Genomic DNA, 19,074 nt, shown 5'->3' on the forward strand with positions numbered 1-19,074 from the left:
TCACCTTGCGGTCTCCAACGGCCAGCTCCCTTAGGTTAGGCAGGCCTTAATCGTAGTGGGGAATGCTGAGTCCGCCGAGACTGGGCCTTTTGGTTAGGTAATCCTTACCTTAGTATGACCTGCGGTCCTCCGGCTGAGCCGGTTCCGCACACTCTGGAGGCACGGTCAGCTGTGTCCGGTTTCGAAACGCGTGTGTCCGGCGTCGACGACGGTGACGTGACGGCGTACTGGCATCGACGGCTCGACCCCCTCCCTCAGGAGGCGGTCCTGCCCGTCGACTTCCCGTACCCGCTCACGCCCGGCGGAGCGCCGCGCGCGATCAGTCGCACGCTGGGCGTGCGCGCCGACGAGGTCACCCTCCTGTCGGCGTTCGTGGCGCTGCTGCACCGCTACGGCGGCGCGCACGACATCACCGTCGGCCACGGCGGACTGCCCCTCCGGGTGGCTGTCGACGGCGGAACCGGTTTCGCGGAGCTGGTCCGGCGGGTGTCCGAGGCGTGCGCGGAGGCCGAGGCCCACCAGGTCGAACTGTCCACGCTGGCCGCCCGGTTGCGGCCGGAGCCCACCCGTGGCGGCGGCCTGCTGTTCAACACGGCCTTCGGGACGGCGGACATCGGCGTGCCCGCCGGAGCCCCCGGCACCGCGTCCGAGGGCTCCCTCGACCTCGCGCTCGAAGTCCACGCGGGTGACGTCCGGGTGACGTACCGGCCGGACCTGTTCCAGGACGCGACCGCGCACCGGACGGCGGGCCACTACGCCACGCTGCTGGCCGACGGCCTCGCCCGGCCGCACACCCCGGTCGGTGAACTGGAGCTGCTGGACGCCGAGGAGCGTCACCTCGTCCTCACCGAGTGGAACGACACCGGTCACGAGGTCCCCCTGCGGACCTGGCCGGAGATGTTCGCGGACCAGGTCCGCAGGCGGCCCGACGAGGTCGCCCTCGTCTTCGAGGACACCCGGCTGACCTACGCCGAGTTGGACGAACGCGCCGACCGGCTGGCCCACGCCCTCGTCGCGCGCGGCGCCGGACCCGAACGCGTGGTGGCCCTGGCGGTGCCCCGCTCGGCCGAACTGATCGTCGCCGAGGTCGCCGTACTGAAGTCCGGCGCCGCCTACCTGCCGGTGGACACCGACTATCCCGCCGACCGCATCTCCTACATGCTGGCCGACGCGCGACCCGCCTGCCTGGTCACCACCGCCGAGGTCGCGGCGGACATCCCGCCCTGCGAGGGCATGGACGTCGTGGTGCTGGACGCGCCCGAGACCGTACGGGAACTGGCCGGGCGCCGGCCCGGGGCGCCCGACCTCGGCTCCCTGTCCGTCGGCAACGCCGCCTACGTCATCTACACCTCCGGCTCCACCGGCCGCCCCAAGGGCGTGGTGCTCTCCCACGCGGGCGTCGCCAAACTGGTCGCCACCCAGACCGAACGCTTCGGGATCGGACCGCACAGCCGGGTCCTCCAGTTCGCCTCACCGAGCTTCGACGTGGCGTTCTGGGACCTGTGCCTCGGGCTGCTCTCCGGCGGCCGGCTCGTCGTCGTACCGGCCGAACTGCGGGTGCCGGGCGCGCCGCTCGCCGACTACGCCCACGCCAACGGCATCACTTTCATGATCCTCCCGCCGGCCCTGCTCGCCGCGATGCCCGAGGACGTCGAACTGCCGCCCGCGACCCTGCTCGCCGGCACCGAGCGGGTCTCGCCCGAACTGGTCGGGCGGTACGCGCGCGGCCGCATGATGTTCAACGCGTACGGCCCCACCGAGGCGACCACCAACTCCACCCTCGGCCTGTGCGACCCCGACACCCCCGCCGGCACGATCGTGCCGATCGGCGTCCCCGACCCCGGCACCCGGGCCTATGTGCTCGACGCCCGGCTGAGGCCCGTACCGGCCGGCGTCCCGGGTGAGCTGTACCTCGGCGGCGCAGGCCTCGCCCGGGGATACCTGGGCCGGCCCGACCTGACGGCCGAGCGGTTCGTCGCCGACCCGTTCGGCGCGCCCGGCGAACGGCTGTACCGCACCGGCGACCTGGTCCGCTGGAAGGCCGACGGGAGACTGGAGTTCCTCGGCCGTGCCGACTCCCAGGTGAAGATCCGCGGTTTCCGCATCGAACCCGGCGAGATCGAGTCCGTGCTGCGTGCCCACCCCGGCGTGGAGCAGGCCGCGGTCCTGGTCCGGGAGGACCGCCCCGGCGACCGCCGGCTCGCCGCCTACGTGGTCCCCTCGCTGGACGCGGACCAGGACTTCGGGGAGCAGGTCCAGGAGTGGAAGGACCTCCACGAGCTGCTCTACGCGGCGGCCGGATCCGAAGGCGGACGGGACGGGGCCGCGGGCCCGGACGACGGCTCGGCGGGCTTCCGCGAGAACTTCGCCGGCTGGAACAGCATGTACGACGGCCTGCCCATCCCCGTGGCGGAGATGCGGGAGTGGCGCGAGGCCACCGTCGCCCGCATCGAGGAGCTCACGCCGCGCCGGGTGCTGGAGATCGGCGTCGGCAGCGGCCTGATCCTGTCCCGGATCGCCCCCGGCTGCGAGACGTACTGGGGCACCGACCTCTCCGAGGAGGCGGTGCGGGCCCTGCGCGCCCAGGTCGACGCGGTGCCGGAGCTGGCCGGTCGCGTACACCTGAGCGCCCGTCCCGCGCACGACACCTCCGGGCTGCCCAGAGCCCACTTCGACACGATCGTCCTCAACTCCGTCGCCCAGTACTTCCCCGGCGCCGACTACCTCACCGACGTGATCGCCGCCGCCGCCGAACTGCTCGCCCCCGGGGGACGGCTGTTCGTCGGTGACGTGCGCAACGCCCGTCTGCTGCGCTGCCTGCGCGCCGCCGTGGAGACGCGCCGTGCCGCCGACCCGGGGGACAAGCAGGCCCTGCGGGCCGCCGTGGAGCGGTCGGTCGCCTGGGAGGGCGAACTGCTGCTGGATCCCGACTACTTCGCCGCCCTCGACGGCTTCGACGCCGACATCCGGGTCAAGCGGGGCGGGCATCACAACGAGCTGACCCGCTACCGCTACGACGTGGTGCTGCGCAAGCGGACCCAGGAGCTCCTGCCGGTCGACGGCGACGAGATCACCTGGGCCGACCTGGGCGGCGGCGACGACCTCACCGGCGCCCCGAGCGGCCTGGACGCCCTCGACGCCCTGCTCGCCGGGCGTCCGGCGCCGCTGCGGGTCACCGGTCTGCCCAACGCCCGCCTCACCGAGGACCTGGCGGCGCTGTCCGCCCTCGACGACAGCAGCCGCACCGCGGCCCCGGCCGACGCGCCGGACCCGGAAGCCCTCCACGCGCTCGCCGCCCGGCACGGCCTCGAAGTGGCCGTCACCTGGAACGGGACCGCCGACGACGGCAGCCTCGACGTGGTGTTCGGCCCCGGCGACGCCGGGCTCGCGACGCCGGGCCGGCTGTACCGCCCCTCGGGCACCGTCCCGCCCGCCAACCGTCCCGCGCCCTTCCGCGACGTGAACTCCCTGATGAAGGCCCTGCGTTCGTACGCGGCCGACCACCTCCCGGAGTACATGGTCCCGTCCGCGGTCGTCCCCCTGGACCGCCTCCCGGTCACCCCCAGCGGCAAACTCGACGGCGCCGCCCTCCCGGTGCCCGACTACGGGGCCCTGAGCTCCGGCCGCCCGCCGCGCGACGCCCGCGAGGAAGTGCTCTGCGCGGCCTACGCCGAGGTGCTCGGCCTGCGCTCCGCGACCATCGACGACGACTTCTTCGCTCTCGGCGGCGACAGCATCACCGCCATCCGACTGCTCATCCACGCCCGCAGGGCCGGACTGCGGCTCAGCTCCCGCGACGTCTTCCGCCACCGCACGGTCGCGGCCCTCGCGGCGGCCGCGGGCATACGGACCGACGAGGACACCGGCGCACGCGGCCCCGGCGAGGAGAAGCCGCTCGTGCGGCTCACCGACACCGAACTCGCTTCGCTCCAGGGCGAGTTCCCGGTCGCCGTGCAAGAGCTGCTGCCGCTGAGCCCGCTCCAGGAGGGCTTCTACTTCCACTCCCTCGTCGACGGCGCGGACCGTGACGCCTATGTGGTCCAGCAGGCCCTCGAACTGTCCGGCCCCGTCGACGCCGAGGCACTGCGCCGGGCCGCCCAGCGCGTCCTGGACCGGCACGCCCCGCTGCGGGCCTGCTTCCGCCCGCTCGCCGACGGCCGCCCCGTACAGATCATCGCCGAGGGGCTGGAACTGCCCTGGCGCGAGGTGGATCTCCCGGCGCAGGGCGGACACGTCACCGAGGACCGTCTGCGGCTCGTCGCCGACGCGGTCGCCGCCGAGGAGCGTGACCGCCGCTTCGACCTGGCCAGGCCGCCCCTGATGCGCTGCGCGTACCTGCGGCTCGGCGAGGACCGCGGCCGGCTGCTCCTGACGTTCCATCACAGTGTCGCCGACGGCTGGTCGTTGCCCGTCCTGCACCGCGAACTGATGGCCCTGTACGGCGAGAACCCCGCCCCGCTGCCCGAGGTCGCCCCGTATCGCTCGTACCTGCGCGGCCTGGCCGCCGCCGACCGCGACGCCGCTCGCGAGACCTGGCGCGGCGCGCTCGCCGGGATCGAGGAGCCCACCCGCCTGGTCGAGGCGCCCGCCGACGGCACACCGATCACCCCCGCCCAGGTCCGCGTCGAGCTGTCCGAGCAGGTCACCGCCCGGCTGTCGGCCCGCGCACGCGAACTCGGCGTGACCCTCGGAACGGTCGTCCAGAGCGCCTGGGGTCTGCTGATCGGACGACTGACGGGCCGTCAGGACGTCGTGTTCGGCACCACCGTCTCCGGCCGCGACGCCGAGGTCGAGGGCATCGAGTCCATGGTCGGGCTGTTCATCAACACCCTGCCCACCCGCTTCCGCTGGGAGCCCTCGGACACCCTCGCCGAGCTCCTCGGGCGACTCCAGGACGAGCAGGCCGCGCTGCTGGACCACCAGCACCTCGGTCTCGCCGAGATCCAGCGCGCCGCCGGGCTCGCGGGCGGCGGGGAGCTGTTCGACACCCTGGTCGTCTTCGAGAACTATCCCGCCGCCACCGGCCTCGCCGACCCCTCGGGCCAGGTCCGGGTCACGGGCCACGAGTTCCACGACGCCGTCCACTACCCGCTCGCCCTCATCGTCAAGCCGGGCCGCCGCCTCGACCTGCGCCTGAAGCACCACGCCCAGCGCCTCGACGCCGAGGCGGTGCGCCGTATCGCCGACCGCCTCACCCGGATCCTGCACGCCCTGGCCGCGGACCCCGGGCAGCCGGCCGCCGCCCTGGAGCTGCTCTCCGAGGCGGAACTCGCCCACTCCCACCCGGCCGGCGAACACCGGGAGGTCCCCGGAACCACCCTCGCCGCGGCCTTCGACGCCCAGGCCGCCCGTACCCCGCACGCCACCGCGGTCGTATTCGAGGACGAGAGCCTCAGCTACGGCGAACTCGACGCCCGAGCCGAGGAGCTGGCGCGAAGGCTCCGCACGAGGGGCGCCGGTCCCGGCGTCGTCGTCGCGGTCGCCGTACCGCGCTCGGCCGACCTCATGACCGCCCTCCTCGGTGTGCTCAAGTCCGGCGCCGCCTACCTCCCCGTCGACGTGGACTACCCCGCGGACCGCGTGGCCCACATGCTCACCGACTCCGGAGCGACGACGGTCGTCACCACCGGCGGCACCGCCGGCCGGCTGCCCGAAGTACCCGGCCTGACACACCTGTTGGTGGACCCGGCGGCCAACGAAGAGGCCGACGCCGGTGTTCCCGCAGGCGCCCCCGTACCGGCAGGTCCCGACGACCCCGCGTACCTGATCTACACCTCCGGCTCCACCGGCCTGCCCAAGGGCGTCGTCGTCACGCACCGCGCCATCGTCAACCGCCTGGCCTGGATGCAGGGCGAGTACCGGCTGGCCGCCGACGACCGGGTGCTGCAGAAGACCCCGGCCAGCTTCGACGTCAGCGTGTGGGAGTTCTTCTGGGCGCTGTGCGAGGGCGCCGCGGTGGTGCTCGCCCGCCCGGACGGACACCGCGACCCGGCCTACCTCGCCGGCCTGATCCGCGAACAGGGCGTCACCACCCTGCACTTCGTGCCGTCGATGCTCGAAGCCTTCCTGCAGTCCGAGGACATCACCGCCGATCCCGCGTGGGCCGCCTCACTGCGACGCGTCTTCAGCAGCGGCGAGGCCCTGCCCGGCGCCGCGTCAGCCCGCTGGCACGACCTCACCGGGGTCCCGCTGCACAACCTGTACGGCCCCACCGAGGCAGCCGTCGACGTCACCTACCACCGGTTCGACCCCGCTGCCGCGTCCGGCACCACCGTGCCCATCGGCCGGCCGGTGTGGAACACGGGCCTGCGCGTCCTGGACTCCTGCCTGCGTCCGGTGCCCGAAGGGGCCCCCGGCGAGCTGTATCTGACGGGAGTTCAGCTGGCCCGCGGCTACCACGCCAGGCCGGGACTGACCGCCGAGCGGTTCGTCGCCGACCCGTACGGCGGGCCCGGCGAGCGCATGTACCGCACCGGTGACCTCGTACGCCGTCGCGCCGACGGCGTCGTCGAGTACCTGGGCCGCACCGACCGCCAGGTCAAGATCCGCGGCAACCGCATCGAACTCGGCGAGATCGAGGCCGCGTTGGCACGCGAGGCGTCCGTCGCGCAGGCCGCCGTCACCGTCACGGGCGGCGCGCTGGTCGCCTACGTGGTCCCCGCCCGCGACGCACACCCCGGGCCCGCCGGCCTCCAGGCCGCCCTCGGGGCGTCGCTGCCCGCCCCCATGGTGCCCGCCGCCTACGTCGTCCTGGACGCCCTCCCGCTGACCCCCAGCGGCAAGCTCGACCGGGCCGCGCTGCCCGCCCCGCAGGCGATACGGGCCGAGGCACGCGCCCCGCGCGACGAGCGTGAACGCGCGCTCACCGAGATCTTCGCCGCGGTACTGGGGCTCGACGAGGTCGGCATCGACGACGACTTCTTCATGCTCGGCGGCGACAGCATCACCTCGATCGGCGTCTCCAGCCGCGCCCGGCGGGCGGGCCTGGACCTCAACCCCCGTGACGTCTTCGAGCACCGCACACCCGCGGCCCTGGCCGCCGGGGCCGCCCCGGTCGCCGAGACACGCGCCCTGCGCTCCGACTTCCGCCTCACCGCCGAGGAGACCGAGCGCGTCCACCGCCTCAGCCCCGGCCCCGTGGACGACATCTGGCCGCTGGCCCCCCTCCAGGAGGGCCTGTTCTTCCACTCCACGTACGACGACGGCGCCCTGGACGTCTACACCGTCCACGAGTCGTTCGACATCGCCACCCCGCTCGACACGGACCGGCTGCGCACCGCCGTACGGGCGCTGCTGGACCGCACCCCCAGCCTGCGCGCCGGGTTCACCAGCGAAGGCCTGCGCCAGCCGGTGCAGTTCATCGTCCGCGACCCGGAGATCCCGCTCGAAGAGATCGACCTCTCTGGGCTGCCCACCGCGGAACAGGACGTCCGGCTCAGGGAGTTGACGGACGCGGAACGCTCCCGCCGCTTCGACCTGACCCGTCCGCTGCTCTTCCGCATACTCGTCGTCCGCCTCGGTGACGAGCGCGGTGACCGGCTGATCGTCGGCCGCCACCTGCTCCTGTGGGACGGCTGGTCCGCGTGGCTCTTCCTCGACCAGCTCTTCGCCCTGTACGCGTCCGGCGGTGACGCGAGCGGCCTGGCCGCACCCGGCTCCTACCGCGACTACCTGACCTGGCTGGAGGTCCAGGACACGGCAGTCGCCACCGCCGCCTGGCGCACCGCGCTCGCGGGACTCGACGAACCCACCCTTCTCGCCGCCACCGACCAGGGCCTGGAACCGGACATCCCGGAGAGCCTCGACGCCTTCGTCCCTGACGAGGTGGGCACACGGCTGCGCGACATCGGCCGCCGCCACGGACTGACCCTCAACACGATCCTCAACGCGGCCTGGGGGCTGACCCTGGCGAGCGCGACCGGCCGCACCGACGTCGTCTTCGGCACCACCGTCGCCGGCCGGCCGAGCGAGGTGCCGGAGATCGAGAACGTCATCGGCATGTTCCTCAACACCGTCCCCGCCCGCATCGCCTACGACCCGGCCGAACCCGTACTCGCACTGCTGCGCCGCGTCCAGGACGAACGGCTGGCCGTCATGCCGTACGAGTACCTGGGCCTCGGCGTGCTGCAGGCGGAGACCGGGCACCGACGGCTGTTCGACACCCTCTTCGTGCTGCGCAACAGCGACACCGAGGACCGCCTCGCCGAGCTGAGCGACAAGCACGGGGCCACCGCCGTCGCCAACGTCGACGCGACGCACTACCCCGTCAACCTCGTCGTCACCCCGGGACGCAGCATCCAGGTCACCCTGACCCACCGGGCCGACGTCATCGCGCGCCCGCAGGCCCAGGAACTCCTCGACCGGTTCACACTGCTCCTGGCGCGGCTCACCCACGACCTCGACGCCCCCGTGGGACGCCTCGACCCGCAACTGCCCGCCGAACGGGCCGAGTCGGAGCGCGAGCGGGCCGCCGGCCGGGTGCCGGACCCCGAGGACACCATCGCCGACCTGCTGGCGGCACAGGCGGCCGCCACCCCCGACACCACCGCGCTGGTCTTCGGCGACGAGACCCTCACCTACGCCCAGCTCGACGCCCGCATCAACCGCATGGCACGTCTGCTGCTCGCCCGCGGCGCGGCGCCCGAGCAGGTCGTCGCGCTCGGGCTGCCCCGCTCCCTCGACATGGTCGTCGCGCTCTTCGCCGTGCTGCGCACGGGCGCCGCCTATCTGCCGCTGGAGCTGGACTACCCGGACGACCGGCTCGTATCGATGCTCCAGGACGCCCGGCCCGCGCTGCTGCTGTCCACCGAGGCCGTCTCCGCGCGGCTGGCGGCGGCCGACACGCCGCGCGCCCTGCTGGACGACCCGGCCCTCGCGGCGGAACTGGCGGCGCTGCCCGGTCACCTGGAGCGGCAGGTCTTCAGCCTGGAGCACCCGGCCTACGTCATCTACACGTCCGGGTCCACCGGCCGGCCCAAGGGTGTCGTCACGCCGTACCGCGGCCTGACCAACATGCAGCTCAACCACCAGCGGGAGATCTTCGAACCGGCCATCGCCTCGGCCGGCGGACGCGGGCTGCGCATCGCGCACACGGTCTCGTTCGCCTTCGACATGTCCTGGGAGGAGCTGCTGTGGCTCGTCGAGGGCCACGAGGTGCACATCTGCGACGAGGAGCTGCGGCGCGACGCCGACGCCCTGGTCGCCTACTGCGAGACCCACCGCGTCGACGTCATCAACGTGACGCCGACCTACGCCCATCTGCTCATCGAGCAGGGCCTGTTGGAGGGGCACCGGCCGCCGCTGGTGCTGCTCGGCGGCGAGGCCGTGTCGGAGACGGTGTGGAACCGGCTCCGTGACACCGAGGGCACCTACGGCTACAACCTCTACGGACCGACCGAGTACACGATCAACACCCTCGGCGGCGGCACCCTCGACAGCGCCACACCGACCGTCGGCCGTCCGATCCGCGGGACCCGCGCCCACATTCTGGACGCCTGGCTGCGGCCCGTGCCCGACGGCGTGCCGGGCGAGCTCTACATCGCGGGCATCGGCCTGGCCCGCGGCTATCTCGGCCGGCCGGCCCTGACCGCCGAGCGGTTCGTCGCCGACCCCTTCGGTGAACCCGGCGAGCGGATGTACCGCACCGGCGACCTGGTGCGCCGCCGCCCCGACGGCAACCTCGACTTCCTCGGCCGCACCGACGACCAGGTCAAGATCCGCGGCTACCGCGTGGAGCTGGGCGAGATCGAGACCGCCCTCTCCCGGCACCCGCAGGTCGCGCACGCCGCCGTCGTCGTCCGCGACGAACGCCTCGTCGGCTACGTCGTCCCGGCCCCGCTCACGGGTGACGACCGCGACGGCGCCGAGCGCGAGCAGGTCGGCGAATGGCAGGAGATCTACTCCGACGAGTACGAGGAGATCAGCACCGCCGTCTTCACCGAGGACTACGCCGGCTGGGACTCCTCGTACGACGGACAGCCCATCCCGTTCGAGGAGATGCGGGAGTGGCGCGAGGCCACCGTCGCGCGGATCCGCTCGCTGAAGCCGCGCAGGATCCTGGAGATCGGTGTGGGCTCCGGTCTGCTGCTGTCCAGGCTCGCGCCCGGGGCGGAGGCCTACTGGGCGACCGACTTCGCCGCCCCGGTCATCCGCAAGATCGGCGAAGAGCTGGCCCAGGACCCCGAACTGGCCGCGCGGGTCACCCTGCGCGCCCAGCCCGCCGACGACCTGACCGGCCTGCCCGCCGACGGCTACTTCGACACCATCGTCATCAACTCCGTCATCCAGTACTTCCCGAGCATCGACTACCTGACGTCGGTGATCGCGGGAGCGATGGAACTCCTGGCGCCGGGCGGCGCGCTGTTCGTCGGTGACGTGCGCAACCTGCGCCTCGCCCGGACGTTCCAGACGGAGATCCAGCAGGCCAGGGGAGTCACGGAGGAGGGCCTGGAGCGGGCCGTCGAACGCGGCCTGCGCCTGGAGAAGGAACTCCTCGTCGACCCCGACTACTTCACCACCCTGGGGCACCGCGTCGACCTGCGCACCAAGCGCGCCCGCCACCACAACGAACTCACCCGCCACCGCTACGACGCCGTCCTGTATGCCGGTGACGCGGACCTCGACCTCGACCGGGTCCCGTCGGTCGGTTTCGCCGGCGACCTCGACCTGGCGGACCTCGTCCGTGCGGTCACCCCGCTGCGGTTCACCGGCATCCCCGACGCCCGCGTCGGAGCCGCCGGGGGAGTGGACCCGGAGACCCTGCACGACCTGGGCGCCGAGCTCGGATGCCGCGTCCTGACGACCTGGTCCCGCGAACCCGGCACGTACGACGCCGTGTTCGTCGCCGACACGCACACCGGTACCGGCGTCGGTGCCGGCTCGGAGCACGGTCCCGGGCGTACCGCCGGGCTGTACCTGCCGGGCGGCGGCGAGGCTCCGTACGCCAACGAACCCACCGCGGCGCGCGGCGCGAACAGCCTGGTCCGGCGCCTGCGCGACGACCTCCTGCAGCATCTGCCCGACTACATGGTCCCGGCCGCGTTCGTCACCCTCGACCGGCTGCCCATGAACGACAACGGCAAGCTGGACGTGCGGGCCCTGCCCGACGCCGAGCCGGTCGTCGCCCTCGGCAGCGGACGGGGTCCGCGCACCCCGCAGGAGGAGGTGCTCTGCAGGCTCTTCGCCGAGGTGCTGGGTCTGCCCGAAGTCGGCGCGGAGGACGGCTTCTTCGACCTGGGCGGCCACTCCCTGCTCGCCACCCGGCTGATCAGCCGGGCCCGCACCGAACTGGGCGCCGAGCTGGCGATCCGCGACCTCTTCGAGGCGCCCACGCCCGAACTCCTCGCGGCCCGCGCGGACGGCGGGCGCCCCGCCCGCCCGGCCGTCGCCCCTGCCGACCGCAGGCCCGAGCGCATCCCGCTCTCGGCGGCCCAGCGTCGGCTGTGGCTGGTGGAGCAGATCACCGGCAGTGGCGTCGCGTACAACTTCCCGCTCGTCTTCCGGCTGCGCGGCGACCTCGACCTGGACGCGCTCCGGGCCGCCCTGCGGGACGTCGCAGGCCGGCACGAGGCCCTGCGCACGGTGTTCCGTACACACGACGGCGAGCCGTACCAGCACATCGTGCCGGCGGCCGAGGCGGCACCCGGTCTCACCGTGACGGACTGCGCCGAGGAAGCCCTGGACACCCTGATCGGGACGGCCCAGCGCCGCCCCTTCGACCTCGACCGTGAACTCCCGCTGCGCTGCGAGGTGTTCCGCGTCGGTCCGGCCGACCACGTGGTCGCCGTGGTGCTGCACCACATCACCACCGACGAGTGGTCCGACCGGCCGTTCCTCGCCGACCTGAACCGCGCGTACGCGGCGCGGACGGCGGGTGAGGAGCCCGGCTGGGCACCGCTGCCGGTGCAGTACGCCGACTACACGCTGTGGCAGGACGCCCTCCTCGGCCAGGTCGGCGAACGTCAACTCGCCCACTGGACCGAGGCGTTGGCGGGCCTTCCCGAGGAACTGCCGCTGCCGCTCGACCGCCCCCGCCCGGACGCGCCGACCGGACAGGGCGGCAAGGTACGCCTCGAACTGCCCGCCGGCACCGGCCGGGCGCTCCGCGACCTGTCCGCCGCCACCGGCACCAGCATGTTCATGCTGTTCCAGGCCGCCACCGCGGCTCTTCTGCACCGGCTCGGCTCGGGTGACGACATCCCGCTCGGCGCGCCCATCGCGGGCCGCACGGACGACGCGCTCGACGAACTGGTCGGCTTCTTCGTCAACACTCTCGTCCTGCGCACCGACCTGAGCGGTGAGCCCACCTTCCGCGAACTCCTCGGCCGCGTACGGGAATCGGCCCTGGAGGCGTTCGAGCACCAGGACCTGCCCTTCGACCAGGTGGTGGAGGCCCTCAACCCGGCGCGGGTGGCCGGCCGCAACCCGCTCTTCCAGGTCATGCTCGGCTACCACTACCGGCCGGACGGCGACCCCGACGTGTTCGGCATGCCCACCGAGTGGTCCGACATGGACACCGGCAGGGCCAAGTTCGACCTGCACTTCACCTTCGTGGACGAGGCGGACCGCCTGGTCCTGCTCCTCGACTACGCGACCGACCTGTGCGGCGAACGGACGGCGCGAGGCCTCGCCGGACGCCTGGTCCGCGTACTGGAACAGGCGTCGGCCGAACCGGACGCCCCTGTACGGGAGGTGGACGTCCTCGAGGAGTCCGAGCGGACTCTCGTGCTCGCCGACTGGAACGACACGGCCCACGCGACGGCCCCGGCCACCCTCCCCGAGCTGTTCCGCGCCCAGGTGGGCCGTACGCCCGACGCGCCGGCCCTGGTCTTCGGTGAGGAGCGGCTGACCTACGCGCAGCTGGACGCACGCGTCGAGCACACCGCGCGGGTGCTGGCCGGGATGGGCGTGGCCCCCGAAACGACGGTGGCCGTGGCGCTGCCCCGTTCGGTCGACCTGGTGGTGGCCCTGCTGGCGGTGCACCGCGCGGGCGGCGCGTATCTCCCGCTGGACGCCGACTACCCGGCGGAGCGCCTGGAGTTCATGCTGGCGGACGCCCGCCCGGTGTGTGTGATCCGGGACGCCCTGCCGGACGGCGAAGAGGGCCAACTGCCGGACACGTACGACCCGTCGAGCCCGGCCTACGTCATCTACACCTCCGGCTCGACCGGCCGCCCCAAGGGTGTCGTCGTGCCGCACGCGGGCATCGCCAACCGCCTGCTGTGGATGCAGGACGCGTACGGCCTCACCGGTGAGGACCGGGTGCTGCAGAAGACCCCGTCCAGCTTCGACGTGTCCGTGTGGGAGTTCTTCTGGCCGCTGATCACCGGAGCGGCCCTCGTGGTCGCGCGGCCGGAGGGCCAAAAGGACCCCCGCTACCTCGCCGGGCTGATCCAGCGGCAGGCCGTCACCACCGCGCACTTCGTGCCCTCGATGCTCCAGCTGTTCCTGGAGGAACCGGCAGCTGCCGGGTGCACCGGCCTGCGCCGCGTGATGTGCAGTGGAGAGGCACTCCCGGCCGCGCTCGCGGGCCGCTTCCACCGGACGCTGGCCGGCGTCGAACTGCACAACCTGTACGGGCCGACGGAGGCGTCCGTCGACGTGACCGCCGTCCAGGTGCGCCCCGGCACCACGTCCGTGCCCATCGGACGCCCGGTGTGGAACACCCGCGTCTACGTTCTGGACTCCGCGCTGCGGCCGGTACCCCCGGGTGTGCAGGGCGAGTTGTACCTCGCGGGCGCCCAGCTCGCCCGCGGCTATCTCGACCGCGCCGCCCTGACCGCCGAGCGGTTCGTCGCCGACCCGTTCGGCGGACCCGGTGAGCGCATGTACCGCACGGGCGACCTCGCCCGCTGGACGTCCGACGGCACGGTCGAGTACCTGGGCCGGACCGACGACCAGGTCAAGATCCGCGGCTTCCGGGTCGAACTCGGCGAGATCGAGGCCGTACTCGCACGCCATGCGAGCGTCGCCCACGCCGTCGTCGTCCCGCACGGCCAGCGGCTCGTGGCCTACGTGGTCCCGGCCGCGGGACACGTCACCGACCGTGCCGTCCTGCGCGGGCACACCGCCGTCGAGCTGCCCGAGCACATGGTCCCCGCGGCGTTCGTGGCGCTGGACGCCCTGCCGCTCACCCCCAACGGCAAGCTCGACCGCAGGTCACTGCCCGCACCCGACTTCGCCGCCGAGACCACCGAGACCCTGCCGCGCACGCCGCGCGAGGAGATCCTCTGCGGCCTGTTCGCCGACGTACTCGGACTGGAACGGGTCGGTCTCCACGACGACTTCTTCGCCCTCGGCGGGCACTCCCTCGTGGCCATGCGCCTGGCCGCCCGCGTCCGGGCGGTGCTCGGCGCGGAGGTGTCGCTGCGCACGGTCTTCGAGGCGCCGACCGTCGCCCGTCTCGCCGAGGCCCTCAGGGACGGGAGCGGCACCGCGCTGCCCGTCCTCGCGCCCGCGGACCGGCCCGGGCGGCTCCCGCTCTCCTTCGCCCAGCAGCGGCTGTGGGTGCTGTACCGGGTCGAGGGTGCCAGTCCCACGTACAACATCCCGCTCGCCTGGCGGCTCACCGGGCGGCTCGACGCCGACGCGCTGCAGCTGGCCGTCGACGACCTGGTCGCCCGCCACGAACCGCTGCGCACCGTCTTCCCGGAGGAGGACGGGCGTGCGTACCAGCTGATCCTGGACCCGGCACAGGCCGGGATCGAGGTGCGGACCGCCGTCGCCGGTGACGAGGACGAGCTGGCCGACCGGCTGGCCGAGGCGGCCGGGTACGGCTTCGAGCTGGACCGGGAAGCACCGCTGCGCGTACACCTCTTGCGCACCGCCGAGGACGAGCACGTCCTGCTGCTCGTGCTCCACCACATCGCGGGCGACGAGTGGTCCGACCGGCCGCTCACCCGCGACCTCTTTGCCGCCTACGAGGCGCGTGCGGCGGGCCGGGCACCGGAGCGGGCGCCACTGCCGGTCCAGTACGCCGACTACAGCCTGTGGCAGCGTGCGGTGCTCGGCGACGAGAAGGACCCGCAGAGTCTCGCCTTCCGTCAACTCGCCTTCTGGAAGCGGGCGTTGGAGGGGCTGCCCGAGGAGCTCGGGCTGCCCGTCGACCGGCCGCGCCCGCTGGAGGCCACCTACCGGGGCGGCGCGGTCGACCTGGCCCTGGACCCGGAACTGACGGCGCGGCTGCGTGAGCTGGCCCGGTCGGGCAACGTCAGCATGTTCATGATCGTCCAGTCGGCGGTGGCGGCACTGCTGACCCGGCTGGGCGCCGGCACGGACATCCCGCTCGGCAGCCCGATCGCCGGGCGCACCGAAGAGGTGCTGGAGGACCTGGTCGGGTTCTTCCTCAACACCCTGGTGCTGCGCACCGACACCTCCGGCGACCCCGCGTTCCGCGAACTGCTCGCCCGGGTGCGGGAGACCGACCTGGCCGCCTTCGACCACCAGGACGTGCCGTTCGAGCGGGTCGTGGACGTGCTCAACCCCGCCCGTTCGCTGTCCCGGCACCCGCTGTTCCAGGTCATGGTCGTCTACCTCGCCGCAGGCGGTGACGCGGACGTCCTCGCCGGGCTCGGCTCGCGACGGGAGGACGTCGGCGCGACCGGCGCCAAGTTCGACCTCTCCTTCGACTTCGTGGAACGGGACGGCGGCGACGGCGTCGACGGTGTCCTGGAGTACAGCACCGACCTCTTCGACCACGCGAGCGCCGAGGCGATCGGCGAACGGCTCGTCCGGCTGCTGCGGGCCGTGGCCGACGCCCCCGACACCCCGATCAGCCGCATCGACATCCTCGGTGACGCGGAGCGCCGGCGGATCCTCACCGAGTGGAACGCGCGTCCCCTGCTCGCCGAACCGACCACCGTGCCGGCTCTCTTCGAGCGGCAGGCCGCGCTCTCACCGGACGCGCCCGCCATCGCGTCCGACGGCATCAGGCTGACGTTCGCCCAGCTCAACGCCAAGGCCAACCGGCTCGCCCGGCTGCTCGTCGCCCAGGGCGCAGGCCCGGAGCGGCTGGTCGCGCTGGCCCTGCCCCGCACCGCCCGCACCCTGCTGGCCATCCTGGCGGTGCACAAGGCGGGCGCCGCCTACCTGCCGCTCGACCCGGACGCCCCGGCCGGCCATCTGCGCGACACGCTGGAGGACGCCCGCCCGGTCCTGACGCTCACCACACGGCAGATCGCGCCGCTGCTCCCCGCGGACGGCCCTCCGGTCCTGGAGCTGGACGCCGAGGGAACGTGCGAAGTGCTCGCCGAGCACGGCGCCACGGACCTCGCCGACACCGACCGCATCGCGCCGCTGACCCCGCGCCACCCGGCGTACGTCATCTACACCTCCGGGTCCACCGGCCGCCCCAAGGGCGTCGTCGTCACCCACGAGTCGGTCGGCAACCTCTTCCACAGCCACCGCGAGACGCTGTACGCGCCCGCCAAGGCGGCCACCGGCCGGACACATCTGCGGGCCGGACACGCCTGGGCGTTCTCCTTCGACGCCTCCTGGCAGCCGCAGCTGTGGCTGCTGGACGGCCACTGCGTCCACGTCGTCTCCGACGAGACCCGCCGCGACCCGGACCTCCTTGCCGCGGCCGTCGTCGAGCACGGCTTCGACTTCCTGGAGGTCACGCCGTCGTTCTTCGCGCAGATGGCCGGGACGGGCCTCGTCCGGGACGACGGCAGCTGCCCCCTCGCGGTCGTCGGTGTCGGCGGCGAGGCGGTGCCGGCCGCCCTGTGGGACCGGCTCGGACGGCTGAACGGCACCGAGGCGTTCAACCTGTACGGGCCCACCGAGTCCACCGTCGACGCGCTCGTGGCACGGGTCCGCGACAGCGACCGGCCGCTCGTCGGCCGCCCGGTCGCGGGCACCCGGGCGTACGTCCTCGACGACCGCCTGCAACCCGTACCGCCCGGTGTGACGGGCGAGCTGTACCTGGCCGGCGGCGGGCTCGCACGCGGCTACCTGGGCCGTCCCGCGCTCACGGCCGAGCGGTTCGTCGCCGACCCGTTCGGCGGGCCGGGCTCCCGGCTCTACCGCACCGGCGACCTCGCCCGCTGGACCGCCGACGGGTACCTCGACTACCTGGGCCGGGCCGACGACCAGGTCAAGATCCGCGGCTTCCGCATCGAACCCGGCGAGATCGAGTCCGTGCTGGCCGCCCACCCGGACGTCGCCCAGAGCGTGGTGACGGTCCGTCAGGACGGCGCACGCAAACTGCTCGTGGCGTACGCGGTCCCCGTGGCCGGGGCGCTGCCCGACCCCGGACGGCTGCGCGCCCACGTCGGCGCGCACCTGCCCGACCACATGGTCCCGGCCGCCGTGGTGCTCCTGGACCGGCTCCCGGAGCTCGCCAACGGGAAGCTGGACCGGGCCGCCCTGCCCGCGCCGGACTTCTCCGCGCTCTCCACCGGCCGGGCTCCCGGCACCGAGCTGGAGAAGACGCTGTGCGCCGTGTTCGCCGACGTGCTCGGTCTCGACGAGGTCGGCGTCGACGACGACTTCTTCACCCTCGGCGGCGACAGCATCATGGCGATGCAACTCGTCAGCAGGGCCCGCGCGGCGGACGTGCGGATCACGCCGCGCCTGGTGCTCCGGCACCGCACGGTCGCCTCTCTCGCGGAAGTGGCGACCACCGCCGGGGCCGCCGGCGCCCGCCCGGTGGACGAGGGCACCGGCATCGTGCCGCTGACCCCGGTCATGCACTGGCTGCGTGAACTGGGCGGCGCGTTCAAGGGCTACCACCAGGCGGCCCTGGTCCAGACGCCCGCCGCGCTGGACCGGCCGAAACTCACGGCCGTACTGCGGGCCCTCGCGGACCGGCACGCCATGCTCCGCGGCACGCTGGTCCGCTCCGGCGCCGACGACTGGACCATCGCGGTGCCGCCCGCCGGCGCCGTGGACACCGGGACCTGGATCGAGCGGGTCGACGTCCGTGGACTGGACGCCGAGGCGCTGCGGACGGCCGTCGCGGACGGCGCCCACGCCGCCCGCGCGGCGCTCGACCCGGACGCCGGTGTCATGGTCAGGGCCGTGTGGTTCGACGCGGGCACCGAGCCCGGGAGGCTGCTCCTGATGGCGCACCACCTGGTGACCGACGGCGTGTCCTGGCGGATCCTGCTGCCCGACCTGGAGACCGCCTGGCGGGCCGTCGAGGCGGGGCGCCCGGCGGAGCTGTCGCCGGTCGACACGTCCTTCCGTACCTGGGCGCGCAAGCTCGAGGAGCTGGCCCAGGACCCCGCCCGGGAGGCCGAACTGCCGTACTGGACCGGCGTGCTGGAAGGCGCCGCGCCCCTGCCGCTGAAGAGTCCGCTCGACCCGGTCCGCGACACCGCCGGCACCGTACGGCGGCTGGAGCTGCGCCTTCCCGCCGAGTGCACGGGACCGCTGCTGTCCGCGGTGCCCTCCGCTTTCACCGCGAACGTCAACGACGTCCTGCTCGCCGGCCTCGGACTGGCCGTGGCCGACTGGCGGCGGCGTCACGACGGCGGCGCCGGCGGGCCGGTCCTGGTCGACCTGGAGAGCCACGGGCGCGACGAGGAGGTGGCGGCGGACGTCGACCTGTCCCGTACGGTCGGCTGGTTCACCAGTATCTTCCCCGTCCTCCTGGACCCCGGCCCCGTCGACCTGGACGCGGCGCTGGAGGGCGGCCCGGCCGTCGAGGAGGCGCTCGACCGCACGCGGCGGCACCTCGCCTCGCTGCCCGCGGGCGGTGTCGGTTACGGCATGCTCCGCCACCTCAACCCCCGTACGGCACCGGTCCTTGCGGGCTTCGAGGCGCCGCCGATCGAGTTCAACTACCTCGGCCGCTTCGGCATCCCCGAGGCCACGGACTGGTCGTACGCCCCCGAGGAGGACGTCTCGGACATCGGCGCCGAGCCGGACATGCGGGAAGGACACGCGCTGGGCATCAACGTCGTGACCGAGGACCGCGCCGACGGACCGGTCCTGGCCGCCCACTGGTCCTGGCCGGAGGCGGTCCTGGACGAGGATGCGGTCCGCGACCTTGCGGAGACCTGGTTCCGCGCACTGAAGGCCCTGGTCGCCCGCGCGGCGTCCCGCGCACAGCACGACCCCCGCTGAGACAAG

1 protein-coding gene is annotated in these 19,074 nt (G+C 73.6%); it reads left to right on the forward strand.

What is annotated here, in order from left to right:
• The first annotated feature begins 114 nt into the window (after window positions 1-114).
• Window positions 115-19,068: a non-ribosomal peptide synthetase gene (locus KUF83_RS33270; RefSeq protein ID WP_217458732.1), complete on the forward strand. Its 18,954-nt coding sequence runs from the start codon at window positions 115-117 to the stop codon at window positions 19,066-19,068.
• Window positions 19,069-19,074: the final 6 nt, after the last annotated feature.

It is taken from the genome of Streptomyces sp. BV286, assembly GCF_019090165.1.
In the GTDB taxonomy this organism is placed as follows: Bacteria; Actinomycetota; Actinomycetes; order Streptomycetales; family Streptomycetaceae; genus Streptomyces.

Excerpts from the sequence above, each read along its gene's own strand:
- KUF83_RS33270 (WP_217458732.1), top strand. The coding sequence starts at position 115 with ATGACCTGCGGTCCTCCGGCTGAGCCGGTTCCGCACACTCTGGAGGCA.